General features: G+C 51.6%; 17 protein-coding genes. 6 read left to right on the top strand and 11 right to left on the bottom strand.

Annotated elements, in window-relative coordinates:
* The first annotated feature begins 119 nt into the window (after window positions 1–119).
* Window positions 120–1,646, top strand: a complete 1,527-nt coding sequence (locus GmarT_RS22700; RefSeq protein WP_002646981.1) for a hypothetical protein — start codon at window positions 120–122, stop codon at window positions 1,644–1,646.
* A 139-nt stretch (window positions 1,647–1,785) separates the two neighbouring features.
* Here the strand turns inward: GmarT_RS22700 and GmarT_RS22705 are convergent, their stop codons facing one another.
* From GmarT_RS22705 to GmarT_RS22735, 7 genes are all read right to left on the bottom strand, one after another.
* On the bottom strand, window positions 1,786–2,841 hold the full coding sequence (locus GmarT_RS22705; RefSeq protein WP_002646980.1) for a DUF6268 family outer membrane beta-barrel protein: 1,056 nt from the start codon (window positions 2,839–2,841) through the stop codon (window positions 1,786–1,788).
* A 403-nt stretch (window positions 2,842–3,244) separates the two neighbouring features.
* Complete coding sequence (locus tag GmarT_RS22710; protein ID WP_198139421.1) at window positions 3,245–3,808, bottom strand: golvesin C-terminal-like domain-containing protein; 564 nt, start codon at window positions 3,806–3,808, stop codon at window positions 3,245–3,247.
* Between the two features lie 102 nt (window positions 3,809–3,910).
* On the bottom strand, window positions 3,911–4,822 hold the full coding sequence (locus GmarT_RS22715) for an SUMF1/EgtB/PvdO family nonheme iron enzyme (protein ID WP_187782314.1): 912 nt from the start codon (window positions 4,820–4,822) through the stop codon (window positions 3,911–3,913).
* Between the two features lie 413 nt (window positions 4,823–5,235).
* A complete protein-coding gene (locus GmarT_RS22720; protein ID WP_002646976.1) occupies window positions 5,236–7,071 on the bottom strand; it encodes a polyprenyl synthetase family protein in 1,836 nt (611 codons plus the stop codon).
* Window positions 7,072–7,152: 81 nt separating this feature from the next.
* Window positions 7,153–9,015: a prenyltransferase/squalene oxidase repeat-containing protein gene (locus tag GmarT_RS22725; protein ID WP_002646975.1), complete on the bottom strand. Its 1,863-nt coding sequence runs from the start codon at window positions 9,013–9,015 to the stop codon at window positions 7,153–7,155.
* A gap of 43 nt (window positions 9,016–9,058) precedes the next feature.
* Window positions 9,059–10,099, bottom strand: coding sequence for an ATP-binding protein (locus GmarT_RS22730; RefSeq protein ID WP_044238383.1), 1,041 nt, complete (start codon window positions 10,097–10,099; stop codon window positions 9,059–9,061).
* A gap of 143 nt (window positions 10,100–10,242) precedes the next feature.
* Entirely contained in the window at window positions 10,243–10,695 is a 453-nt protein-coding gene (locus GmarT_RS22735; RefSeq protein WP_002646973.1) for a glycine cleavage system protein H, read from the bottom strand.
* Window positions 10,696–11,254: 559 nt separating this feature from the next.
* Here GmarT_RS22735 and GmarT_RS22740 point away from each other — a divergent pair.
* The 3 genes from GmarT_RS22740 to GmarT_RS22750 all read left to right on the top strand — a co-directional run bounded on the left by GmarT_RS22740 (window position 11,255) and on the right by GmarT_RS22750 (window position 14,010).
* The gene (locus GmarT_RS22740; RefSeq protein WP_002646971.1) at window positions 11,255–12,472 is read left to right on the top strand and encodes a GntR family transcriptional regulator; all 1,218 of its coding nucleotides are present in this window, start codon (window positions 11,255–11,257) and stop codon (window positions 12,470–12,472) included.
* Between the two features lie 108 nt (window positions 12,473–12,580).
* Entirely contained in the window at window positions 12,581–13,534 is a 954-nt protein-coding gene (locus GmarT_RS22745; RefSeq protein ID WP_002646970.1) for a DUF1559 domain-containing protein, read from the top strand.
* Window positions 13,535–13,590: 56 nt separating this feature from the next.
* Window positions 13,591–14,010: a carboxypeptidase-like regulatory domain-containing protein gene (locus GmarT_RS22750; RefSeq protein WP_002646969.1), complete on the top strand. Its 420-nt coding sequence runs from the start codon at window positions 13,591–13,593 to the stop codon at window positions 14,008–14,010.
* 21 nt (window positions 14,011–14,031) lie between these two features.
* Here GmarT_RS22750 and GmarT_RS22755 read toward each other — a convergent pair whose 3' ends face one another.
* The 3 genes from GmarT_RS22755 to GmarT_RS22765 form a co-directional block, all read right to left on the bottom strand.
* Complete coding sequence (locus GmarT_RS22755; protein ID WP_002646968.1) at window positions 14,032–14,844, bottom strand: DUF817 domain-containing protein; 813 nt, start codon at window positions 14,842–14,844, stop codon at window positions 14,032–14,034.
* 152 nt (window positions 14,845–14,996) lie between these two features.
* Window positions 14,997–17,060, bottom strand: coding sequence for a hypothetical protein (locus tag GmarT_RS22760; protein WP_002646967.1), 2,064 nt, complete (start codon window positions 17,058–17,060; stop codon window positions 14,997–14,999).
* Window positions 17,061–17,325: 265 nt separating this feature from the next.
* Window positions 17,326–18,765 carry a sulfatase family protein gene (locus GmarT_RS22765; RefSeq protein ID WP_002646966.1) on the bottom strand — a complete coding sequence of 480 codons (1,440 nt, stop codon included), beginning with the start codon at window positions 18,763–18,765 and terminating at the stop codon, window positions 17,326–17,328.
* A 147-nt stretch (window positions 18,766–18,912) separates the two neighbouring features.
* On the opposite strand from GmarT_RS22765, the gene GmarT_RS22770 reads away from it, so the two are divergent.
* Window positions 18,913–20,046, top strand: a complete 1,134-nt coding sequence (locus tag GmarT_RS22770; RefSeq protein ID WP_002646965.1) for a DUF6263 family protein — start codon at window positions 18,913–18,915, stop codon at window positions 20,044–20,046.
* A 387-nt stretch (window positions 20,047–20,433) separates the two neighbouring features.
* On the opposite strand, the gene GmarT_RS22775 is transcribed toward GmarT_RS22770, so the two are convergent.
* Window positions 20,434–21,414: a class I SAM-dependent methyltransferase gene (locus GmarT_RS22775; protein WP_002646964.1), complete on the bottom strand. Its 981-nt coding sequence runs from the start codon at window positions 21,412–21,414 to the stop codon at window positions 20,434–20,436.
* Between the two features lie 356 nt (window positions 21,415–21,770).
* Between GmarT_RS22775 and GmarT_RS22780 the strand changes: the two genes are divergently transcribed.
* On the top strand, window positions 21,771–25,223 hold the full coding sequence (locus tag GmarT_RS22780; protein ID WP_002646963.1) for a pyruvate carboxylase: 3,453 nt from the start codon (window positions 21,771–21,773) through the stop codon (window positions 25,221–25,223).
* Window positions 25,224–25,342: the final 119 nt, after the last annotated feature.

Genomic DNA, 25,342 nt, shown 5'->3' on the forward strand with positions numbered 1-25,342 from the left:
GAAATTTCAACCCAGCTCGAATTTCTTAACTTTCTTCAGTAGCAACCCGATTTTGATTCTGTTTACAATGAGGAAAACGTTCCTCCTGTTTTCCCACCTGATCAAGATCGAGTTTTCCCATGAAGATGCGCTTCCTGCTTTGCCATGCTGTCACACTTTGTGTCCTGGTTCTTACTACAACAAACCTCCAGGCGGCAGAGACGCCTCAAGTCAAAGTCGGTTTCGCCGAACGCGATATCACGCCCGAGATCGGGATGGAACAGCCGGGCGGTTACGGGAAATCGTTTCATCGTTCGTTTCACGATCCCTGCAAGGTGCGAGTGGCAGTATTCGACAACGGGAAGAATGTCGTTGCGGTCGTGAGCCTGGACGCATTATTTATTCGGCGGGTCACCGTGGATGAAATCCGCCAGCGGGTCGAAGCCAAATGCAAGATTCCAGCAAACTCGATCCTGCTGCATGCGACGCATTCGCACTCTTCAGGGCCGATGGGCATGATCCTGCCCGGCGAATACGATCACGCTTCAAAATTCGTACAGGAACTGGCATATGAGAAATCATCGACGGCTGATACTGCATATCTGGAAACGGTCGTTGATCAGAGTGTGGAGGCAATCTGCGAAGCGTATCAGAAACGAAACGCGTCCGAATGTGGAGCGGGCGTGGGCATCGAAGAACAGGTGGCCTTCAACCGCCGATTCTTCATGCGGAACGGTCTGACCTATACGCATCCCCGGCCTGGGAATCCGGATATCGTCAAACCGGCCGGCCCCGTTGATCCCGAAGTCGGTGTGATCGGCGTCTGGGATGAGCAGGGACAACTCAAAGGCTGCATTGTGAATTTCGTATGTCATGCCACGACCAACCCGGGTGGTATCTCAGCGAATTACATTTATTATGTCGAACAGGTGATTCGTGGTTTCTTTGGAAAAGATACGGTCGTGGTTTTCCTGGCAGGGGCATCGGGAGATGTAACACAGGTCGATAACCTCTCGAAATTTCAACGTCGCCCCAGTGAAGAATCATCGCGTTTTGTCGGCGGTCGCGTAGGAGCGGAAGCAGTTAAGGTTCTGGTCTCGATGCCGCGCGGGAATTTCGAAACCATTGCCAGTAAAACGAAAATGTTAAAGATTCCCCGTCGCAAGCCGAGCAGGGAACATCTGGAAGAAGCGCTGGAACAGGTAAAAGCAGGACCAGGCAAAGCGGGAGCCACCAACTGGATCTTCGCGAAAGAGACCGTGTTGCTGGATGCCCGTCTGCAAAAAGAGCCTGTTGCTGACGTCGAGGTACAAGCAGTCCAGCTGGGACCCGTCGTGCTGTTAACCGACCCTGCCGAATTCTTCTGTCAGCTCGGCCTGGACATCAAGGAGGGCAGCCCCTTCCCGATCACGTTCCCGGTTTCACTGGCAAACGGTTGTGTCGGATATGTGCCTACCAAAGAAGCCTTCGACAAAAACGGCGGCGGATACGAAACCCGGCTCTCCAGTTACAGTAACCTGGAAATCACTGCCGGCCCGCAGATGGTCGAGGCTGCTGTGGAACTGTCAAAAGAGCTGACGCCCGACAAACTACCTGAGCGCCCTGCGGCTCCCGCCTTCAGTAATAATCCCTGGGAATACGGGAACCTGCCACCTCAGGTGGATTGAACCGTCAAGTAGACCAGGAGAAGTGAGCCCCATCTTTATCGATCCGCATGGAGCGTTTCACATTTAATTAGAGCGACTCTCAATCTATGATTTTTGTTCCAAATAGCCTTAGAGACGCTACTCTAAAACGGGACACAGTCTAGAAGCTGATTCCGGAACGAAGCAGGAGTGTGTTACCAACCTTGATGTCAGGCACGTTGTTGTCAAATTCAAACTTTCGGCCGAATACATAGCCGATCTCTGCGTTGACCCTCGTGCCACTGGAGCCAAAAGATCCCGGCTTTTTAGGGGGCGTGGCTTCCCAACCCAATACAAAGCGAAACTCGCGATAGTTGAGTCGTTCTCCCAATCCGTTGGCGCGCCGATAGGCCCATGTGCCTCCTGAAAATCCGCCGCCAACATAGGCCCAGTGCTGACGCGACTCAGACTCGGATAAGAGCAGAGAGATTCTTGGACTAGGCAGCATTAAATCGACTTTGAGCGAAGGACGCGGCTGCCAGATAGCTCCCAGGACCGGCAGAACCGGAAGATCACTTTGACCGGTGGCAAGCGCCCCAAACGCAAAATTCCAGGTCTCATTGGGACGATACATGGCAAACATACCGCCTCGGATCTGCCAGGCGGTACTGCTGGTATTGTCCATATCCGACGCGAATGCACCATTCAGCATATATCGGGCCATCCATTTTTCGTTGATCGGGCGCATCCATGACATCCCAAACGAAAATTCATTCAGGCTCTGGGGTAAATCCAGCGCAGCGGGGGCATCGATCTGTGTGAATGAATAACCGAAATTGAGAAACGGAGGCGGAGGCCCGAAAATCGGATAGACGGGTATCTTCATCGACAAGTCATAAGAACTGATTCCCACTCCGCCCACCTCTGGTTCCCATTCGGCTGAGCTGTCAAACCGCGGTCTCATGAGAGATTTCAAATCAAGTGGTCGTTCTGTAATCGATGGTTCATCGCTCTCTGCCTCAAATGGTTCTTCCGCCGGTGGTAGGACCTCATCCAGAGGAAGGCCATCTTCCACCCGCAAGCTGCGATCAAGGGGCAGAAATCCCGCCAGTACGGTTTCCGACGGTTCTGAAAGGAAAACATGGCCCGGCGTTTCAGTCTGCGCAAGCAAACTCTGCTGGATACCAAGGCCATATCCGATGATCGAGAAGATGAAAATGAAGCGTAACAAGAACATCAGTCGTCCGTGACATCAGTTTTGATAAAGCAGAGAACGCAATGAGAAGAGCAGGTGGGATCCGCGCGGATCATCATGTTATAGTACAAGACAGGATTTTGATCGAGGAATTATTTCATTTTGTCATATTTACAACAAAAGCCCGTCTTTCTGTTTCACTAGACTCGCCTGTGAATTTGCTGTATCTGGCTCTTTTTTACTACCACGAAAAGCACGAAAGTAAAAGTGGGTGGTGGCAGTGCAATAAACCGAAGAGCATTCTCTATTAGCCGCAGAGCGTTAGCGCCGGTTGTCTCCCGACCTGCAGAAACTGCGACCAACTCTGTACGGCTCATGTGAAAGAAAGGGTGCCCCCGGATGTAATCCGGGGTTGTCGCAGACAACAGGAGACCACACGAAACGTTCATTCGCCGACGAACAGAAACTGCACGGCGTCGGCAATCACGTATTTCCCGTCGGTGCCGTCGGTGGAAATTTTCACCCAGCCCGCTTTCCCTTTGTCGAAGCGAAAGGTGCCCAGACTGCGGAACAGCTTGTGGTGTGCGGGGATCTGCTGCTGGTTAATGCGGATTATTTTTTCACCCTCGGCGTGGTGAATCGTGACCGGGGTGTTGGTCGACCTGCGGATATTGTAACAGTGCGAGAGTCGGACTTCGTAGCGGCCGGGCTGCGGGAGATCGGGTGTGAAGATAACGGCTTTCTCCCCCTTCCCTTTTTTCTGATCGTGCAGGTAGCCGAGACCGACGTAGGGGGGCGTGTGCGTCGAATACTGCCAGACGCCAATCAGCTTTGCCTGGGTTTCATCAACGACGATGCCTTTCAGTTTTGCAGGATCGGGCACAATGAAGGGGACGAGTTCCGGCTTATCGACTTCGCCTGGGGCATGGGTATTGGCGACCGCGTCGGGGTGGGGTTCGAGTTTCGGTGTGAGTTCTTCGGCAAGCAGATCATTCGCATTAGTCAACATCACATAGAAGAGCCCCAAGCACATAACGAAACCAAAAAACCTAAAGATAATTCCGGAGAGATTGTGTGACATCAGAAACTCGCTCCCTGTTGATCAATAGACTTAATTTGGATTAATGACAAGCCGGATCCGCCGAGACTTATTTGAATTCGAGTGAGCGAGAGAATACTCGCGTTTCGATATACTTTCTCCACGTATCACAACGGCATTTAAAGCAACAATTTGAGTGATCACCTTGAGACTGGAAACTTGAGTTTCTCTTTCAAGTTGCTCGTCACTTAATTTTCCACGACGAGGGCCAGTTGGATCCTTAAAGTGCTTCTTTCTCTGGAAATAATCGTATGCATAAGAATCTGAGCAGTATTCTCGACTGTTTCCCACCATGCTATCCACATTGAGTTTGCCAGCACTTGACAATCTTGCTGCCACTTCCCACTGTGCCTCAGTCGGTAGATTGACTCCTTGCCACTCAGCATAAGAGACTGCATTTCTGTACGAAGCACGGACATAGGGAGCTTGACCTTGCGGCAGATGCTTCAGTTTCGCAGTGAGTACCTCTTTGACCTTTGTTAATGTCTGTCTCTGTCGGGATGTGAGCCTGATACTCTTGATGTCTTCTTCCAGGGTGCGTTCTTCCCCTTCTTCATACTTTGCGCTGTCTTCAGGCTCAGTAAAGAACTTGTCATAGGCATCTTTGAAGGCACTTGCTAACTCTGGATTCAGATCCAAAAGATCGCCCCATTCATCTCGTTCAGTATAGAAACTAATCATAAAATCCAACAACCGAAAGTCGGCTTGCTGTTCCTCAGGAAGCTGGCGAATCAGTGTGCGCATTTCTTCGCCAAACCATTCTTTCTGTAACAGGTTTTTCAGCAATCCCTGCCCCAGTTGAGCCCGGGTCACGCACGTTTCAGAAATATAATAGGGGCTCAGTTGTATCTGGATTTTTTTCGAATCCCAAATCTGATCTGAGCCGATGGTGTAAGTGCCGACAGGAACCAGCGCATACCACATTCCTGAAGAGGGATTCTGCACCCGATTCGGTAAGCCGTCTGTTTGCCCTGCTTCAGAATCGACTTTGACCGGAAATGGAAAGCGGTCGGCTTCCTTTGCAGCCTTGCCTTCTTCCGCCAGGAGGGGAGTCGTCGGTCCTAGTGAGACACCAAGAATCAGCAGAACAAACCACAGTTTGATGAGCAAATCCTGTAGCATGAGAACTGCTTTCCTGTGAGTGGGTAAGCGTTGGAAACCGGTAGATGAAATCGATGCTTTCACACTTACCGGTGACTAGTGCCATTCTGTACGTGAAATGTGAGATGCAAAATAAATTGTCCGTTTTCCCTGCGACCTCCTGCTCGCTGCGCTCGGCCCGAATTTTATTCGGGCCCACCCGCTGATTGCGAAACAGCGAGAGTACCTTTCATCGATCAGGCAGTCGGCATCAACACCTGGGGTTCCGGTTTGGCTTCGGGAGTTTCTTCGGCCAGCACGGTATCGCAGAAGAACATCAGCAGTTGTTTGAAGTCTTCGTTCTCGACGTTTTCCGCCAGTTCCTCGGCCCGGGCCCGTGATTTATCGACCAGGGCTTCGGCTTTGTTAAAGACATCGCAGTCCTGATAGATTTGACGCAGACGACCGATGCGAGCCCCATCGCTGGGATGTCCCTGCAGAATGTCTTTCAGGTCGGCCTTCTGCTGATCGTCGGCGGTCTGGAGTGCCAGTGCCAACAGCAGCGTCGGTCGCATCGCCAGGGCATCCTGTCCGGAGATCAGCTTGTTATTGTCGTCTCCCTGCCAGTCTTTGAGGTCATTCAGGATCTGGAACCCAACGCCGATATGCCTTGAGAAGGAAGAGATCAGTTCTTCGTACTCGCCCACCGAACCGGTCATGCGAATGCCGGCGTAGAGAGCCGCTTCGAAAGCCGGTGATGTTTTGAGTGCATAGATCTGTAATGCATCAAGCGGTGCCAGTTCGAAGGTTTCGCTTTCCTGCCAGGCCATCTCGGCCCCCTGCCCTTCGCAGAGTCGGATATGGGCAGCGGACATTTTTTCGATCAGGTCGGAAGCAGCTTCAGCGCCGATATCGGCCCGGGCTTCGTTGAGCAGGCGATACCCGACACCGATCAGGTAGTCGCCGATATTAATGGCCATGCCGGTGCCATGCTGACGATGCAGGGTTTCACGACCGTATCGGTACTGGTCATCGTCTTCGATGTCATCGTGAATCAGTGAAGCCTTATGGAAGACTTCAATGGCCATGGCGGCTTTCTGCACGCCCAGGGGATAGGTGGTCTCTGCTGTGTCATCCGCCTGTTGTGCTTTGATGAGTGCATCGTAAGCGGCCAGAGTGATAAAGGGACGGAACCGTTTTCCGCCATGCTTGAGCCAGTCGTAGGAAATGGCTTCTGTCTTACCCAGTGGAGTCCGGGCGGCGGCTTCGGTTTTTGTACGCAGCGGAGGTAGAATCTGATCGAAGTTATCTTCAAACAGTGCATTGGCGGCCCGCATGGTGGGCAGATAGCTGCGTGTCAGCGGCTGTTCCAGAGGACGGTATTCTTCCAGGACTTCCCAGATCCAGGGTTCATCCATTTTCGTATTTTTACAGTCGCCGGAATGCAGGGGAACCGCATAGGACGGAACGCCGGCGATGAGCACTTTATCAATCGATTTTTCCAGGACGTTCAGACAGGCGACTCCCAGGATGCCGTCCACGTAACCGCCGACGATGATTTTGAGGACAACGGGTGAGCCCTCGGCAACGAGTACTTTGTATCCCAACTGTTCGGCTCTGACTTTGTAGTCGGCGATCGAACACGCGCCGCACTTTTCACAATCGAGACCAAACTCATCGTATTCTGCAGGACAGCCTTCGGCGTGCTTCAGGCAGTGAGGCAACAGCAGGAGGCGGCGTTCGAAGGGAATTGCCAGGAACTGCCGTTTCCAGAAAAAGTTCCCGATCAGGACCATCATGAAGCCCAGAAACTTTTCGGGCTGATTCATATGCTCCAGCAATTCACGCGACCAGGCTTCCAGCGTCGTTTTGTTGAAGGGATTGGAACAGTCGAGCTTCTCGACGAACTTTTCCGCTTCGGCCTTCATTTCTTCGCGCAGCGCAGAGGTTTCCGGTACCGCTTTCAGATGACTGGTACTCTGGCGTTTTCTTTTGACCGGTTTTTTGTTATCGGAAGAGCGTACTTCAGCTTTGCTTGAGCCGGGTACAATTTTATCTTCAGAACTTTCCTGGTCTAAAGGTGCAATGGACACGGAACACTCCTCTATGGTTAATAACTCAATCGAGCGATCGTTGAAGGATTGAATTCAAATTGGTTTGGAAACGGGGGGGATCTATTTTTCCTTAACGCTCATTATAGGGTAATCCTCCTCCTCAAGCGACAATCTTAAATTGTCATCCGCAGATTTTTTCAAAACGGTCTCTGCACGATGCAGGGCTGAAACAGTAAAGATAATTGGATAAAGTTGTTCGAAATACCATAACTTCGCAAAGTAAAAGCCGATCGGCGTTGTTTCTGTATAGGTACCGTTCTCAACCCGTCCTGACAGCCAGTTAAGCCCCTGAGCGACCACGGGGTCCGCAGGTTCCAACCCCAGTGCCAGTAACGTATCCACGGCAAGTGCCGTCTCTTCTACGCTGGACGGAGCACTGGTTGCGCCCCCCCAGCCTCCATCGAGATTCTGGACGGATTTCAAAAACAGGATGCCCTGTTCTGCCTGAATTGAACCACATTGTTCTCCCTGGGCGTAGGCAGCCAGGACCCGCGCGGTACCGTAAACCGGATTTTCATCATTTTCGACATGCTGATTTCCGAACCAGAGCGGGAGCCAGGACCCATCGGGACGCTGGACCGTCGCCAGATACTTAAAGCATTTTCTGACAGCACGTTCCGCTCGAAGACGTAATTCGGCCTCTGCTGACTCAGGTTCCGTCTGTAACCAGGCCTGCAATGCGCGAATCACATGCGCCGAGATATCAGCGGCACTTTGATCAAAGGGGAGCGCACCCCAGCCTCGACAGAACGTTGGCCAGCCCCCGTTGCTGTTCTGCAGATCGAGCAGCCATTTGACACCATTGCGAAGTGCCACCTGTAAATCAGCTGGCTGCTGCGTATCGGGTTCATCCGGTTGAAGGTTTAATAAAGCCAGGATGGCGCCGGGGGTGTCGTCGGCATCGGGTACACCGCCGGGCAGATCGGTCCAGGCCCAGCCTCCCGGCTCTGCCGAAGTGTAAGGATGCAGTTCTTTGTATTGCTGTTGGAGCAGCCATTCGCGGATCGGTGTTTTCTCAAACTCCGCCAGTGTGCCTTCGAGGGCATTTACAGAGAGCGTGGTGGTCCAGGTAGCGAGGTTGGTATCAATGGGCCAGCTGCCATCGGGTCTGACCGAGTCGAGCAGAAACTGTAATCCTTTCTGCACAACGGGATGGTCGGTCAAGCCCATGCCGGCCAGACTCATGGTCACAAAACTGGTAAGCGGTGCCGCCTCCAGAAAACCACCGTTCGAAGGCTGGATCGAAATCAGTTTTTTCAGGCTGCGCTTGACTGCCAGCTTACGGATGAGTCTGGTGATCGGGTTGCGCGGTTTGCAGAAATGATGCCTGACCTGCCCTATGGCAATCAGCGCGGGCAACGCATAACTGACAACCGGAAGTCGCACCGTTTTATAGAATCGGGCCGGCAGACAGGCGAGCTCGAAGGGGAGTGCAGGAATCGTCTTCCACTTAACGAGGCCGGCAAGAGCGCAATGGGTCAGAATGGGAACCGAGAAGGTTTTGTCTTTTCCGTAACGGGCGACAACCGCTTCTACTCCTCCGACCCGGTCGATGTACTGTCGGGCGTTGACAACATGCGAAACGTACTGTTCCGTACTTTTGGTCGCATGAAAGACAGCATGACACAGCATCGTGGTTGAGATATTACTGAAGCTTTTGACGGTATCGCCCCAGCCGCCGTCGGAATTTTGATGTTCCGCCAGCCAGCGGATACCGTTATCGATGTAAGTGTTGAGGGACAGGTCCGCGGGAAGTCGCTTTCGACGGATCATTTCCAGAGCCATGATGGCAGTCGCTGTAGAGAGCGCGGAAGTGGAAAGTTCTCCCGTCCAGTGCCCCGTGCTGTTACGTAACGACAGTAATTCCGCACGTGATCGCTGGTACGCTGCCTGAATTCGCTGGCAGGAGATGGTCTCACTCATACAGGTCTCTGGGATACGGGGTCTGGATTATTATTTTTGGCGCTTATAAGTCGAGGGCATCAAGACTGTCGATCAACTCGTCCAGTTCATCGCTGGTCTCTTGTGATATCTTAGTGCGTTGGGGGATGCCGACTGACATACCGACGGCATCGCGACCCTCGGCGACAAGTTCCACATCTCTTTCTCTGGCAGCCATCTCGAGTGCGTCGGGGGCCCCAAAAAGCTTGGAAAGATCAATTTTAAGGCCGGCGACTTCACCATCCGCGCCGGCAATCCCCGGGGTTTTGTGTCCCGGAAAGATAATGGCGTTTTCAGGACAGACGCGACTGCAGGCAGGACAGCCTTTCTTGCAACTGTCCTGTTCTTCTACCAGAATCTGACCGCCCTGATCCACGCCATACACGCCAAACAGGCAGAAGTCGATGCACTCCATGCAATTGGTGCACAGGCCATAGTCGATGACCGGGTACCAGCGACGTTTGGTGGGCTCCAGTTGTGGTGCTTCTTCTTTCGCGATGGTGTTGTTTTTCTGCCCCTGCAGGATATCCAGCGGTTTGAGATATTTCTCAATCTGAGCGGGACGCGGGCTCTGCTGGATCATGTCCATCAGCTGAAACGTTTGAACCTGTGCATCACTGGCAATACGTCTGATTTCCGTGAGGTAATCTTCAGTGCTGGAGCTGACGCGCAAATCGATCGAGTAAATTTTGCGGTCAGGAATCGTTTTGAGTCGTTCGGGATTTTCGAAAGGGGGTGCCTTTTCCTTCTGTGCTTCCTCTTCGTCTTCATCCACTTCTTCTTTGAGCAGGACGACCCCTTCCTGACCACGGACTCCCAGGCGATCCAGGATCCAGTGATTGGCGCGGGGATAGAGCCAGGAGAGAACCACCAGATTGCCGCGCAGTGCCTGCAGAAACAGTGTTCCGGTATGGTCGGCGGAAAGATCGTAGAGATGGGGAACCAGAGAAACTTCAATATCAGGTTCCATCAGGAGCGCCGCTGCCAGGGATTCTTCCAGCTCACGTTTGGCGGGATTTTTTCCCTGAGCCTGCGAGATCACCACTGTCAATTTTTTCTCAGCCATTCCGTAAACCTTTTTCAACATGAAACTGCAGCAACTGTATGCTGAACCGCTCTAGACTGTGTCCAGTTTTACTGTAGCGTCTCCAGGGTCATTTGAACCGAGTATAATAGTTTGAGAGACGCTATGGTTAAATGTGATGAGTTCTAGTTGAGTTGTCCCTTAATAATCCGCTGGGTCTGTTCCCAGCCGTCATCTAATACTTGCAGATATTCCGTTGGCGTCAACCATTGTGCATCAGACTCCATTTCAAACAGCCAGCCTTTATCGTAGTTATCAGCCTGATTGATGGCAGAGGGATCGTTTAATAATTCCCCATTAAATTCCAGAATCCTGCCACTGGCGGGAACATAGAGATCGGACAGTGCTTTCGAGCTTTCGATCTCACCTATTTTCTGTTTTTCCTGCACATTCGTGAACGGATCGATAAACCAGTCCAGAAAATAGACGTCTTGCAGCAGCCGCACCGAGTAGGCAGTAAAGCCCACGCGCCAGTGGTCAGCGGTCTGCTGAAACCACAGGTGTGATTTACTATAAACACGGTCCTGGGGAATTCGGGCTTCGAAATTCCCCATCATAAAGACAAGATCGTCAGGCATGATTCAAATTGCTGGGGGTCAGTTTTGCTCTAAACCCAAGGAGAAACGGGAGTTTTACCAGAGATTCAGACAAGGCAGGAATTTTCGCAATATACACTACTTAAATAGTAGAAACAGTTTATTCACGGGATGCAAGCAGGATTTCGCTATGAATATCGGGATCGAATAATTTTCTCCCAGAGACTCCGCAGACTCTGCACTGAACAGCAGTGGGCATGGTTTTAACGCAAGCGATATCAACCAACTGCAGTGACAGACCAAGCCTGTCTCTATCATAGGCAGAAGCCTCCACTTTTCCCTGCAGAAACAACGACTTTCTCACACTTCCCTGTGAACCGCCTGAAAAACAGGACCACGATGTATGGCTATAGTACCTACCTGCCCGTCTCTGAATGGACCTTGTTTCAGAAAGCTGGCGGGCGTTCATTTACGTCTCTGCTTTTAAACCACTTATTTTAAAGTCTATATATCATAAGATTTTATTTGACAGACATAAATTCAGTTGTACCATATTGTACGTACCTATTCACCTCATTCTCCTTTTCGGGATCTATTCAAGTTGTTATCAGCCAGCGAATTACTCGAGTCAACTTCCCTGCCCGATGGTCGCGAATCAAATTCGTCCCGTGCGAAATACGAACGCATTCAGGATCATCTCAAGAAACAGATTCTGGAAGGAAGTCTTCCGCCCGGCACGGCTCTCCCTTCCGAGCAGCAGCTGGCGACCCTGTTTGAAAGTGCCCGCAGTACGATTCGCCAGGCGATGGGCATGCTCGAACGGGAAGGACTGGTCAGCCGCGTTCAGGGAAAAGGGACGTTCGTGCATGAAAATGCGCGGCAACGGCTGGCGAGCGGACTGGATATTCTGGCTTTGGTGATTCCTGAAGTGTTATCGGGATACTACCCGTCTCTACAGCACAGCTTTGAAGAATCATCCAGTCAGTCGCAGAACCAGATGCTGGTCTGCTGCACAAGAAACAATATCGACAAACAGGGGAATGCGATCCTGCAACTGATCGACAATCAGGTCGGAGGCGTCGCAATCGTACCAGCCAGTACGCCCCCCACTCCCGCCTATCAGATTCGTCAGTTGCAGAAAGCGGGTATTCCCGTCGTCCTGTGCCACCGCCCTGTTGAGGGGATTACGGCACCGTTACTGGGACTTCCGTTTGAACAGATTGGCGGAATGGCGGGAGAAGCGTTAGTCAAGCAGGGGCATCGACGCGTCTCCTTTTTCGCACCACACTGCACACAGACAACCGATCTTTACCTGGAAGGTTTTCGCAAAGCACTTGCCAACGTGGATTGTGAGCTGCCAGCCGATCACTGCTACTTCGGTACCGACGGGACCATTGACATGCAGGAACTTGACAATGAAATCGAAGCGGCACTGAAACGCATATTAAGTCAGCCTGATCGCCCTACAGCCATCTTCACCAGCTTCGATTCGATGGCGGAACGCATTTACCTGCATCTGACAAAAATGGGACTGCGGATGCCGGACGACATTTCCCTGATTGGTGTGGGCGACCAGATTCGACACAGCGTACTGCAGCAGCAGATCGCTTCAGTCACCGTCAACGAAACGCAGCTGGGACATCGCGCAGTGCAATTGTTAAACCAGATGCGCAGCGGCGAACTTCCGATTGAAACCCCCGAGACCAGCATCATGCCGGCAGAAGTCTATACGGGCATGACACTGGGACCGGTACCGGAAATGATAAAACCACCGAACCAGGAAACACTGAATCAGAGAATACAGTCTATTGAAACCTGAAATCATATTTTTTAATTCCAGCGCTGCCAGGCTTTGGTACGTCTGATCTCGCGCCACTCCCCGGGCGGGCCTGTGCAGTCAATTTAAACTGTTTGAGAGGGACCAAAGATGAAACATTCCATCTTTAAGAATCGCGGATTCACGCTCATCGAACTCCTGGTTGTGATCGCCATTATTGCGATCCTGATTGCACTGCTATTGCCTGCGGTTCAACAAGCCAGGGAAGCTGCCCGCAGGAGCCAGTGTAAAAACAATCTGAAACAGCTGGGACTGGCCACTCACAACTACCATGACAGCCACAATGTATTTCCCATCAGTCACGGCGACACCGGAAATTCGTTTGGCTGGCGGGCCATGATTCTGCCTTACGTAGACCAGGCTCCCCTGTATAACAAGATCAACTTCAATGGAAATATTGTCGACGCCGGCAACCTGGAAGTCGCACAGACCCCCCTGGGCCTCTTTCACTGCCCCAGTGATCCATCGGCGAACAATGTGAGTGGCGGAAATCAGGTCTGGTCGAACTGGTGTTTTCCGGCCAGCTGTCCTGCTGCTTCGCGTAATAATATTGCCGTAACCACTTACAAAGGAGTGGATGGTCGCGCGTATGACCAGTCACTGACTGCATCCCCGATGCCGCATGGCATGTTTGACCGCCGGATGGGACTGCAGGCCAGTGGAGGTGGAAACAGTCTGATTACACCAAACCGGACGATGAAGATGCGCGATGTCCTCGATGGCACGTCGAACGTACTGTTTGTGGGTGAGAATTCTCCCGGATTCCATGCCTGGTCATCCTGGGCTGCCTGGCATTCTCCGATGACGACTGCCTTTCCCATCAACCACCCGTTTGCCGTCTGGGGAGATGCGCAGACTCGAATCAGTTCCGGCGCCCACGGCTGGATCGACGGCTTCGCTGCATCCAGCTACCACGAAGGGGGCGCTCATTTCCTGATGGTGGATGGCAGCGTGCACTTCTTCAGTGAAAACATGGATTTTCTCACCTACCAGCAGTTGGGACACCCGATGGATGGTCTGCCCGTGGGTGGTTTCACGTATTGAATGACGACTTAATATGACACCTGAAAATTCTCAGTCATTCCAAGCGGGAGCGAAAAATGCTGATCACTAACAATTCTGGTCGAACGGGAATCCTGTTACTCCTTGTTCTCTGGTGCAGCGGTTGTGGCGGCGGACTGGATGAAGATCTGCCGGAAACGGTTGCCGTGAATGGAGTCGTAACTTACCAGGGAAAGCCAGTGCCCGATGCATCGATCATGTTTTATCCCCTGCAGGGACGAAAACCGGCAACGGGACGAACGGATCCCCAGGGTAAATTTACTTTGCGTACTTTTGAGAACGCTGACGGTGCCATTCCCGGCGCACACCAGGTGACCGTGAATGCCTATGAGTCAACACCCGAAGGGGTCTCGATGAAAAGCGCCATTCCGATCAAATACAGCAGTCCGACGACGACACCACTCAAGATCACGGTGTCGGAATCGAACCCGGAAATCAAACTGGAACTGACCGACTGACTTCGAGACGATCCGCATTACTCAGTCCGGGTTGCCAGTTTGTCTGGCCGGATCACCGATCTTCAAAGGCCGATTCACCAGTGATACCAGCACAAAACTGAGCATCATCAGCAGATACCAGGCCACCAGTTTCGAAAGCGAAACCAGTTGCCAGTGGTGTTTCTGCATAGGGTAGATCCAGACATTGGCGTACGTCGCCAGGTTTTCCGCAAACCAGATAAACAATGCGACCAGCAGCCAGCCCACCACCAGCGGCATGCGTCGATGGACCCGGTTCATTTTGAAATAGATCATCACCCGGCCAAACATCAACAGGCTGGCGGCAATGAGGGCCCAGCGAATATCCAGTACATAGTGATGCGTAAAAAAGTTGGCATAAATCAGCGTCACGAGTACGACCGTGCTCCAGTAGGGCGGATAACTGGAATAGCCGAAATCAAAGATCCGCCAGACCCGGGCAATATAACTGCCGACCGCGCTGTACATGAAGCCGGCAAACAGGGGCACATTGCCGATTCCGATCTCAAATGGTTCCGGATATTGCCAGGAACGAATGCCATCCGAGGTTTTGAACAGCTCCATCACGGTTGCGACAATATGAAAGACCAGAATCACGACCGCTTCGCGCGGAGATTCCAGCCGGAAACAGAGCAGGAAGACCTGAAAAGCGACCGCCGCCAGAAACAGAAAGTCGTAGCGATACAGAAAATCGATTGGATACCAGAAGCGGGTGATAATCATCAGCGCCAGCAGAAACCCGCCGAAGATACAGGCGGACGCCTGCTTGATACCGAATAGCCAGAATTCATGGAGGAAGGTTTTCAGGAGATTCAATCCATTGCCTGTGGGAGAACTGAAGAACTGCTATTGAGAAGCCGATTGTACTGCAACAGCGGTAAAGTCTCCATAAAAAAAGGGAGCAGACACATTGCCTGCTCCCTGTTCGGAACCTGGAATGGCTCCAAGCCATCCCACGCACACTTCCGTTACTCAGCACTGACAGCAGCGATCTGCGGTGCCAGTTGCATATCAAGCGGATTCGATGCGGCACCATCGCCTCGCACGATCACGAAGGTTGCATCTGCTGCGTCCAGCAGCGGCAGTTCGGGCAGTTGGATGCGAACACCCAGGTCGTACCAGCCATGGATCTCCGCTTCGAAGTTCATGCCATTCAGAGACATCAGGACTTTACCCGGTTCCGGCCCCAGGCCTTCACCAGCCAGATTGACCATACCACCACTGAAGACAACATCGGAATCAGCAGAGAACAGAGCCGGATCGACGGGCAGCACATCAACACGAGCTACGACCGCACCATTGTTCTCTTCGAAGGCTTCCGGAATTTCCCGGTGTGAATCGATCAGCACATGCAGTTGTTCGAAGGGCACCTGATTTCCTTCTTCATCTAAAGAGAGAGTACTGGCAGCAAAGGGCAGACGAATATCGACTGACTGAATCTGTCCTGCAGGGATATTATCGACGCGTGTTCCTGCTTCAGGCACTCCGGCGACTGCTTCGCGTGAATTAGACGCCAGCAGCATGACATTGAAGGGTTGGTTGATATCAACCACACTGTTGTTGCGGAACCAGACGCGGAAACGAGGTCCCAGTTCTTCTTCAGGATGACCTGAGTCAACAAAGCGGACTGCCAGCATCTGCAGATCGAGCCCACTGTCAATTACGATTGGTTCAATATCGACCCAGGTACCACAGGTCACGATGGGGAGTGGCTGCCAGACAGGACAGTCATACCAGACCCAGGGAACACAAGGATCACAGATGATGGGACGACAGATCAGTGGACGAGGATCACAGATGGGGTGACACCAGTCCCACCAGCACCAGTCAACCCAGGCAGACCAGTGAGGGCTCCAGCAGTAGCTGGGATACATGCCAGGTCCGGCGTACCAGCAACCAAAGTGAGTGTGAGTGAAAGAATTTGCCATATTGCCGAACAACGTTCGATTTCTCCAGCCACCATGCTTGAGCAGGTTTTGATTCAGATGCAACTGACGGGCGACATCGCCTTTCTTGTGCAGTTCGAACTGCTTTTTCAGTTTCCACTGTTTGTTGTTCTTACTGTTAATCAGAGCGTTAAATTTTCCGGCCTGCAACTGTTTATCCAGATTCAGTTTGAGCGGTTTGATGCTATGGTTTTTGAAAAGATCTTTATCCAAAGGCACGCCATTTTTACCGAGCCATTTCTTGGAAGGACCATACTTTTTGCCTTTGGAAAAATCTTTGTGACCAGGCAGATCAATACCCTTGGGTAGTTTGCCGATCTGGTTTGGTTTTTTACCGGGCTTCTGAATATTATTTCCAGGTTTGAATACATTGTTACCTTTACCAGGCTTCGGATCGAATTTTCCTTTTCCTGGTTTAAAGACGTTGTTACCTTTACCGGGCTTTGATGGTCTTGTGACCTTGCCAGGTTTCGGCACAAACTTACCGGGATCGACTTTCCGATCAGGAATCTTCAGGTTCGGGATTTTACGATCAGGTACTTTTCGTCCGGGAATCTTGCGATCCGGAATTTTTCTGTCTGGTTTTTTGTACTCGGGAATTTTGAGATTGGGTACTTTACGATCGGGAATCCGTGGATTTAGATTTTTTGTATCCAGCTTAATGCCGTTCTGTTTTCCGAACTGCGGCATTTTGAAGTCAGGTCGCTTTGTGGGAGGAGCGACTTTGAATGACTTCGAAGGTCGACTGCTCCCTTTGTCAATCACTTTGGGACTGAATTTTCCTGAAAAGTTTTTGACACTTTTTCCAGAAGGCTGTGACAGTCTCTTCGAGATCGAAGAAGATTTTGGTTGTGTAGTTTGAGGGCGTGTCAAACTTTGTGGCCGACTGGAGGAACGTTGTGGCCGCGAGGACTTTGACGAACTTCGTGAACTGCTTTGACTGCTGCGACTGGAACTCCGACTTTTACGATCTGATGATTTATCAGCCGCCATCAGGGGAGCACTGCAGATCCCCCCGACTAGTGCCAATGACAGTAACATGCGAAACGGCCGTTTGAAGTATCGAACATTATTCTGGATCATCATGACTCTCTCCCCTTTGGTAAAACCGTTGCTGCCCGCGTTGTGATGTGAACGGTTTGAGAGAAGAGCGTAAAATATGCCAATTATATCGATTTGATGTCAGAGACCGAAAACAGAACCCCTTAAAGGCAATAATAAAAAACAGTTACCTCTTTTCTGTTCAGACAGACTGTCCAACAGGGAAGATTGTAAAATCCGCACAACGCGCTACAGCGCCATCATAATGATCTCAAGGAACACTCATTTTGGTGGCAGCATACACGCAATTTCAGGAATTTTCTGCCGTTTGTTTTAAAGAGGGATCATTCTGCTGCTTACGCCAGTCATTCAGCTGATCCAGAAGTTTGCCACGCACCTGTTGAAGTGCGGCTTCGCCTGACAGATCGTGTTGCTCCAGCGGATCATTTTTGAGATCAAACAGCTGCACCCGATCCAGGTGGGGATAGTAGATGAGTTTCCAACGATCCGTACGGATCATCCGCTGGAAGTTGCGGAAGTAGCAGTAGACCTCATCATAAACGGCGTCCAGCTGCCCCGAGAGTACCGGTTTGAGACTCTTGCCTTCGACCGTCTTCGGAATGGGGACCCCCGCCAGATCACAGCTGGTGGGATACAGGTCGCGGAGGTAGCATTGTGCATTTGAGAGTGTATCAGCAGGAATACCGGGCCCGACCATAATCAGAGGGACATTAACCGTGTGCTCATACATGTTCTGTTTCCCCCGCAGGCCATGGCTGCCCATCGCCAGGCCATGATCGCTGGAGAAAATCAGGATGGTATTTTCCCACTCGCCCGTTTTTTTCAACGCTTTCACAATTCGTCCGACCTGCGCATCCAGATGTGATATGACTGAATAATAGAGGGATAGATCGTTCTTTACGATCTCTTTCGTGCGCGGCCAGGGGAGTAACGCTTCATCACGGCCATCAAAATTGCCATGATCAAAGGGATGCTGGGGCAGAAAATTTGCGGGGACGGGCATCTGGTCGGGATCGTAATTTTGCTCATAACCAATGGGCATCAACAGCGGATCATGGGGTGCGGTGAAGCAGACATGGAGAAAAAACGGTTTTTGATGCTTTCTCTCGACGAATTCAATTGCGGCGTCGGCAAAGTGTTCGCTGATATTCGAAGTGAGCCCGACCCCTTTCTCGGGAAAGAAATGACGTTCATCATCCTGAAAGATCCAGCCTCGATAGCCGGTAACCAGTACACCGTTTCCATCATACGAGGGGACCGCCCAGCGTCCTCCCCCGCCGGTAAACAGGCCCAGCGTTTCATCGTATCCTCGCAGGACCGGTTTACCGTCATTGTGCCATTTGCCGACGTACCAGGTGTTGTATCCGGCTTTTGACAGGGTCTGGGACCAGGTGGGAAGTTCCTTCTTGATCGGCTTGCCGAAATCCATGGAGCCGTTATGAAAACCACTGACACCCGAGAGTATTTCGGCTCGACTGGGAGTGCAGATCGGGTTAGCACACACCGCTCGGGTGAAGCTGGTCCCCGCTTTGACCAACTGATCGAGGTGCGGCGTTTTAATGATCGGATTGCCCAGGGCTGCGATCGTATCGGGACGCTGATCGTCGCTGAGCAGGAAGACGATGTTCGGTTGAGTGGTTCCGGTGTCTGCATTCTTGTCAGCAGCGGTGCTGAAACCACAGAAACTAAGGCATAAAACTGCCCAAAACGTGCGAATTACAGTCGACATTGACATCTCCCACCTCAAGAGGATTCGGCGTTTAAGGGGCCGAATTCGTCTTTCACTAAATCCGTATTACTGATAAGTTTTACAACTCAAAATCACTGGAAATTCTTCATTCGTTAGCTTTCTTTATCTATTCTGGACAATGTCGCCATGCAGGGCAAGCGTTATATCAGCTGGATGCTGGGAATTATGATACTGGCGTGGACTGGCTGGTCTTTCTGGATCAAACGCCAGGAGGCTGTAGAAGTCGCTAAAGAGAAGGACTCTCCCCCTCCAGCAGAACTCGTCAAACCTCTGGACAACCCGGTCCAGGTGCAGAACGCTTCGCTGAAAGATGAAAAAGTGGAGGTGCTGGAATTGAACCTGGAGGTCAACCAGAGATTTCCGATGATAAAAACCGTAGAACAGAAACTGTCCCAGGCTTCGTCAGCCGGCATTATCCACAGTACATCAAAACTGGAGCTGATCCTGGCGTTGACGGTGGAAGAACTGCGTGAAGATGGACATAAACGGTTCAAAGTGAGATATACCGGGGTAAAATACTCGCACGATATTGCCGGCGAACAGGTACACTATGACTCTAATCACACTTCCGGACCGGTACCTCCGGAAGTTCAGGCATATCAACGCCTGGTGAATAACGGGTTTTCATTCTGGATTGGCCCCGATAACAAAATCGTAGAACTGGTGGGCTTTGACGAGTTTATCAAACGCTGCCTGCAGAATACCGCTGCCAGCCAGCGGGAAACCGTTCTGGCGAAGATTTCGGAATCGTCGGGCGATGATGGTGTCGCCAATTTCATCGACGACAGTATTGGCCTGCTGCCATACAACATTGACGAGAATCACAAAGGAGGTGCGATCCGCGTGGGAGAGACCTGGATCAAAACTCGCCGCCTGACACAACCGATCCCGATGGTTCTCAAAACCGAATACACGCTCCGCGAGTTAAACGACAATATCGCCCGCATCAACATCGCCGGTGATATTGCCGCGTCGAAAATCAGCAGCCCGATCAACCAGCACGGGAAATCGGTTCAACTCTACATCCGGGGAGGAAAATCGTTCGGCTCCTGCCTGATCGATCGCAAAACGGGATTGCCCCTCGAATCGAAAATCGAACGCTTCCTGGAAACCACCGTGAAACTGGCCAGTGGGAAAGAATTCGAACAGCAGAAACAGATCGTGACCACGATCCGGGCCTTTCCCCATCAGGAAGAACGCCCACTGGGTCCAGCAGCGAAGCTGACCCGCCCCGGAAATCTGAAACCGGCTGCGAATTAACGGGGTTGTTTTGACTGGTGTCCGATATTCCTCTCTCAGCTCCCGTCACTTTTCAGTAGGATGTGATTGCCCTGTCGTTTCTGGATCTTGCAGAGAAGCTGAGAAATAATCCGCCCGAAAATGGTCAAGATGGGACGGGGCGTGTCGCGAGACAGGTATAAATCTGCGTAGAAAGTGGTCTAAAAGTGACGGAAAACGCAGTTTTGCGCAAGCGAAAATAGTGCTCAAACCAGAGTCGTATTTTTCAGTAAGAAGACTTTGGTCCCTGAAAAACAGGAGCTTTCGCAGTGCTGATTTGCCACCGGGGTGCAGTCAGCCAGTAGATAGAAACAATTTCTACAACACCAAAACATAGACGAGATAAACCAGATAGTTTAGCGAAGTTGCTCAGGCAGCAGCACGCAATTCAGCGGGTTGTTCGTCTTCGTGATCAGAAGCGAACTGCTGGCATTCCTGTACGACGTCGGCAACAAACTGCTTCGCAGTCAGATGCTCGCGCAGGTAGCTGGCGACTTTAGAAAAGCGTGTTGAGACATACCAGGGCCGCAGATGATAGCGGACGGGGGTCGCCTGTTCGATGACCTGCATGGTCTGTTTAAAGTTATCGGGATCGATATTGAGCTCAGTGCTGTCACTGCAGGAAAAGAGCATTTGCAGATTGGGATCTTCTTTTGAGCCGAACTGCACCTCCAGTTTGAATCCACAGCTTTCCGCGAGCATTTTCAGACTGGACGGAGTGAAATTATGAATGTGAGCGTAATGGAACATTTTACTGCGACGGGCAAAGGGAGCCGCGATGTTCGGGCACTCGACATAGAACAATCCGTTTTCCGCCATCATGCCTCGAATGTATTCCAGGGCGCGACGCGGCGAATTAAAATGCTCGATGACATGGACCAGCAGCACCAGTTCGCGGCTGTGATCGCGGGGTTGTTCAAACAGGTCCCCGCGTACCACATTGGTCAGCAGACGCTGCTGCGAGTAATCCTGAAAACCTTCACCTGGCTCGATGCCTGTCGACTGATGGCCGTTGAGTTCGAAGACTTTTACAGTACAGCCAATCCCGGCTCCGACTTCGAAAACACCCGCATCGGGTTCGATATGTGGTTGCAGCTGACGGAAAATTCGTTCACCATTTTTCCAGGCACGCATGACGCGGCGATCCGATGGCGTCAATTCGCCATGATAGCTCTTACGATATTCAGTGGCATAGTAGTGGGCGAGTTCCTCATCTGTCGGTATTTTGCCATGCGCGACCAGACCACAGGCTTTACAGATGACAGACTCCAACGAATTTCCGTGCCGATCCCGATCACCAATTTGTTCGAACTCGGTTCCTGCACACAGATCACACTGTTTTTGTTCCATTGGGTTCACCACATTTATTCGCCAGAATTCAATGATTTCTATTGCTTCAGGTCCTTGAAACTCGAACCGGGGGCTATAGAACAGGTCAGATTGGCGTGAACACTAATCGGAGCATGAAATCAGGTCAAGATGAATCATTCCAAACCTGTATTTGAGGGGTATTTAGCAAAAACATTGGGGCTCGGAGCGACCAGGAGATTGTGTTCGAATGAGATTCTACCTAAAGCGCTGCGCTGCATTGTTTTTCCGGGCTCATGCCTGTACCCTAATGACCATTGGACTGATAAAAAAGTCAACTAGAATGAACCGGCAATCCAGCCTTCAAGCCGAAAGTATACAAAGAGTTAGGGAAATTCATGTCTGAGGGTAAAATCAAAAAGTTGCTCGTCGCTAACCGTAGTGAAATTGCCATTCGAATTTTTCGAAGCACACACGAATTAGGAATTCGCACGGTCGGCATTTATACCCATGAAGACCGGTACGCCTTACACCGTACCAAAGCAGATGAAGCATACCAGATTGGAAAACCGGGTCACCCTGTGAAATCCTATCTGGATATCGAGGCGATTATCGCTCTGGCCAAGCAGAAGAAAATTGACGCAATCCATCCGGGCTACGGATTTCTCTCAGAGAATGCTGATTTCGCACAGGCTTGTGAAGATGCCGGCATCATCTTTATCGGTCCGCGTGTCGAAACGCTGAAAGCGCTGGGTGATAAAATCTCGGCGCGCAAAATTGCTCAGCAGGTCGGCGTTCCCGTGCTGGGGGGAAGTGGCGAAGCGATAGTCGATGCCGCCTCGGGTCGGAAGACAGCCAACGAGATTGGTTTCCCGATTATTCTGAAAGCAGCACATGGCGGCGGTGGTCGCGGAATGCGGGTGGTGCAGAAAGAGGAAGACTTCGAAGCCTCTTATGAACTGGCACGAAGTGAATCTCTGTCAGCATTTGGCAGTGAAGATGTATTCGTTGAGAAATTTATCTCACGCGCCCGCCACATTGAAGTGCAGTTACTGGGTGACAAGCACGGCGGACTGGTGCATCTTTACGAACGCGACTGTTCGGTTCAACGACGTCATCAGAAGGTAGTGGAGATTGCACCGGCTCCCAATCTAGACCCGGCTGTAAGAGACGCACTGTGCGAAGCGGCATTGAAAATTGGTCAGAGTGTGAACTACGAACTGGCGGGAACCGTCGAGTTTCTGCTGGACGCCGACACGAATCAGTTCTACTTTATCGAAGTCAATCCTCGAATTCAGGTGGAGCATACGGTAACGGAAGAAGTGACCGGCGTGGATATTGTGAAATCGCAGATCCTGCTGGCGCAAGGTGCTAAATTAAATGATCCGGGAATCCGCATCAATTCCCAGGAAGAACTGCAGACACACGGTTTTGCCCTGCAGTGCCGCGTGACGACTGAAGATCCGACGAATAACTTTATGCCCGACTATGGACGCGTAGCGCATTACCGGTCTGCCAGCGGGATGGGTGTGCGTCTGGACGCGGGAACGGCGTTTTCGGGAGCGATGGTCTTTCCCTATTACGATTCACTACTGGTGAAAGTCACCACATGGGCACGAACATTTAGAGATGCGGCAGCCCGCACGGAACGCTGTCTGCAGGAGTTTCGAATTCGTGGCGTAAAAACGAACATTCCCTTCGTACTGAAACTGATCACACATCCGACATTCCTGAACGGCGATTGTTATACCCGGTTCATTGATGATACTCCAGAACTGTTCAAGTTTCCCAAGCGGCATGACCGTGCAACGAAACTGCTGACCTACCTGGCAGAAACGGTCGTCAACGGAAACCCGCTGGTGAAAGACCGTGCGAAATCGGTCCGTCGCACACCTGCGCCGGTCCCCGCTTACAATAAGAAAAAGATCTCGCCGCCAGACGGAATGCGACAGAAACTGCTGGAACTGGGTGCCGAGAAATTCAGCAAATGGATTCTGGAACAGAAGCCACTCCTGCTGACGGACACATCATTCCGCGATGCGCATCAGTCATTGTATGCCACCCGCTTCCGCACACATGATATGCTGCAGATCGCCGAAGTTTATGCCCATCATTGTCCGGAACTGTTTTCACTGGAAATGTGGGGCGGTGCTACCTTCGATACTTCCATGCGGTTCCTGAAGGAATCTCCGTGGCAGCGTCTGGCAGAGATGCGAACCCGGGTGCCAAACATCCTGTTCCAGATGCTGATTCGTGCTTCCAGTGCGGTGGGATACACCAACTACCCTGACAATGTCGTCCGTGCGTTCGTCAAAGAAGCCGCTCAAGCGGGCATTGATGTATTCCGCGTGTTCGACGCCTTGAACTGGGTGCCCAACATGAAAGTGGCGATGGAAGAAGTTCAGAAGCAGGGCGCTATCTGTGAAGCAAGTATCTGCTACACGGGTGATATTCTTGATGCTTCGAAGTCGAAATACGATCTGAAATATTACGTCAACATGGCCAAAGAGCTGGAGAAGATGGGTGCTCATATTCTGGCCATCAAAGATATGGCAGGATTGTGTAAACCATATGCTGCTGAGTTACTCGTGAAAACTCTGAAGCAGGAAATCGGCATTCCCATTCACTTCCATACTCATGATACCAGTGGAGGCCAGGCGGCTGCCATTCTGAAAGCTGCAGAAGCCGGACTGGATATTGCCGATGGTGCTGTGCCTTCCATGTCAGGTGGAACGTCACAGCCTAACCTGACTACCGTCATCGAAGCCCAGCGGTTCACCGATCACCAGCCAACCGTGCAGGTCAGTTACCTGGACGACATTTCTGAATACTGGCGCGCGGTTCGTAATTACTACACCGCTTTTGAAAGTCCGGTTCTGCCCGCCGGTGCCAATCTGTATGAACATCAAATGCCTGGCGGTCAATATACGAACCTGCTGCAGCAGGCACAGTCACTGGGTCTGGGAGATCGCTGGATCGAAGTCTGTCATGTGTATGCAGAAGTGAATCAACTGCTGGGTGACATTGTTAAAGTAACCCCCACCTCGAAAGCGGTTGGTGATATGGCGTTGTTCCTGGTTGCGAACGACCTGAGCTGTGATGATGTCGTGAACGGCGATCGCGATCTGGCATTTCCGGAATCCGTACTGGATCTGATCAGCGGCCGAATGGGACAGACTCCGGGTGGATTCCCGGAAGATGTTCAGAAAAAGATTCTACGGGGAGAAAAGCCGCTTACCGAACGACCGGGAAGTATCCTGCCTCCCGCCGACTTCGAGGATGCTGCAAAAACGGTTCAGAAGATGGTTAACCGTACGCCCACCGATCAGGAAGTAGTTTCGTACCTGTTATACCCCAAAGTCTTCGAAGATTTCGCCGCGCATCAGAAAGCCTACTTCGATACGAGCGGTCTGCCGACCTACGCGTTCTTCAATGGCCTGGAGCCGGAAGAAGAAATCGCTGTTGAGATTGCTCCCGGAAAGACGTTGATCATCAAGTTCCTGGCAGTCGGCAAGCCACAGACGGATGGCTGTCGCACGGTCTTCTTCGAACTGAACGGCCAGCCGCGTGAAGTCGTAATTGTGGATAAAGCATTGAAGCCACAGGACAGTGCGCGACGTAAAGCTGATTCCTCCGACCCCAAACAGATTGGTGCGGTGATGCCCGGCGTGATCGTCTCATTGAGCATCAAAGTAGGAAGTAAAGTGAAAGCCGGTGATCAGCTGCTGATGCTGGAAGCCATGAAAATGCAGACGAGCGTTATTTCAGAACAGGATGGGGTGGTCAAAGAAGTCCTTGCTGAACCTGGAGTGCAGGTTGAATCGGGTGATCTGTTGATCGTACTTGAGTAGGCTTATTCACTCCTCAACAAGTGTTCCAGGACTGGGGAAATTTCCCCATAAAAATCTGGCTGCCCGATTTTACTGCAGGTAAATACCTCACACATGTAATGTGATAAACCGCAAATTTG

Source organism: Gimesia maris (assembly GCF_008298035.1).
Classification (GTDB): domain Bacteria; phylum Planctomycetota; class Planctomycetia; order Planctomycetales; family Planctomycetaceae; genus Gimesia; species Gimesia maris.

Bases quoted from the DNA above. Each gene is read 5' to 3' on its own strand.
- GmarT_RS22745 (WP_002646970.1), top strand. From the start codon at position 12,581: ATGAAACATTCCATCTTTAAGAATCGCGGATTCACGCTCATCGAACTC.
- GmarT_RS22750 (WP_002646969.1), top strand. From the start codon at position 13,591: ATGCTGATCACTAACAATTCTGGTCGAACGGGAATCCTGTTACTCCTT.
- GmarT_RS22765 (WP_002646966.1), bottom strand. From the start codon at position 18,765: ATGTCGACTGTAATTCGCACGTTTTGGGCAGTTTTATGCCTTAGTTTC.
- GmarT_RS22715 (WP_187782314.1), bottom strand. From the start codon at position 4,822: ATGTGGTATGCGCTGGTTCCTGTCGGCACTTACACCATCGGCTCAGAT.
- GmarT_RS22705 (WP_002646980.1), bottom strand. From the start codon at position 2,841: ATGTTCTTGTTACGCTTCATTTTCATCTTCTCGATCATCGGATATGGC.
- GmarT_RS22770 (WP_002646965.1), top strand. From the start codon at position 18,913: ATGCAGGGCAAGCGTTATATCAGCTGGATGCTGGGAATTATGATACTG.
- GmarT_RS22775 (WP_002646964.1), bottom strand. From the start codon at position 21,414: ATGGAACAAAAACAGTGTGATCTGTGTGCAGGAACCGAGTTCGAACAA.
- GmarT_RS22730 (WP_044238383.1), bottom strand. From the start codon at position 10,099: ATGGCTGAGAAAAAATTGACAGTGGTGATCTCGCAGGCTCAGGGAAAA.
- GmarT_RS22760 (WP_002646967.1), bottom strand. From the start codon at position 17,060: ATGATGATCCAGAATAATGTTCGATACTTCAAACGGCCGTTTCGCATG.
- GmarT_RS22780 (WP_002646963.1), top strand. From the start codon at position 21,771: ATGTCTGAGGGTAAAATCAAAAAGTTGCTCGTCGCTAACCGTAGTGAA.
- GmarT_RS22725 (WP_002646975.1), bottom strand. From the start codon at position 9,015: ATGAGTGAGACCATCTCCTGCCAGCGAATTCAGGCAGCGTACCAGCGA.
- GmarT_RS22700 (WP_002646981.1), top strand. From the start codon at position 120: ATGAAGATGCGCTTCCTGCTTTGCCATGCTGTCACACTTTGTGTCCTG.
- GmarT_RS22710 (WP_198139421.1), bottom strand. From the start codon at position 3,808: ATGTTGACTAATGCGAATGATCTGCTTGCCGAAGAACTCACACCGAAA.
- GmarT_RS22735 (WP_002646973.1), bottom strand. From the start codon at position 10,695: ATGCCTGACGATCTTGTCTTTATGATGGGGAATTTCGAAGCCCGAATT.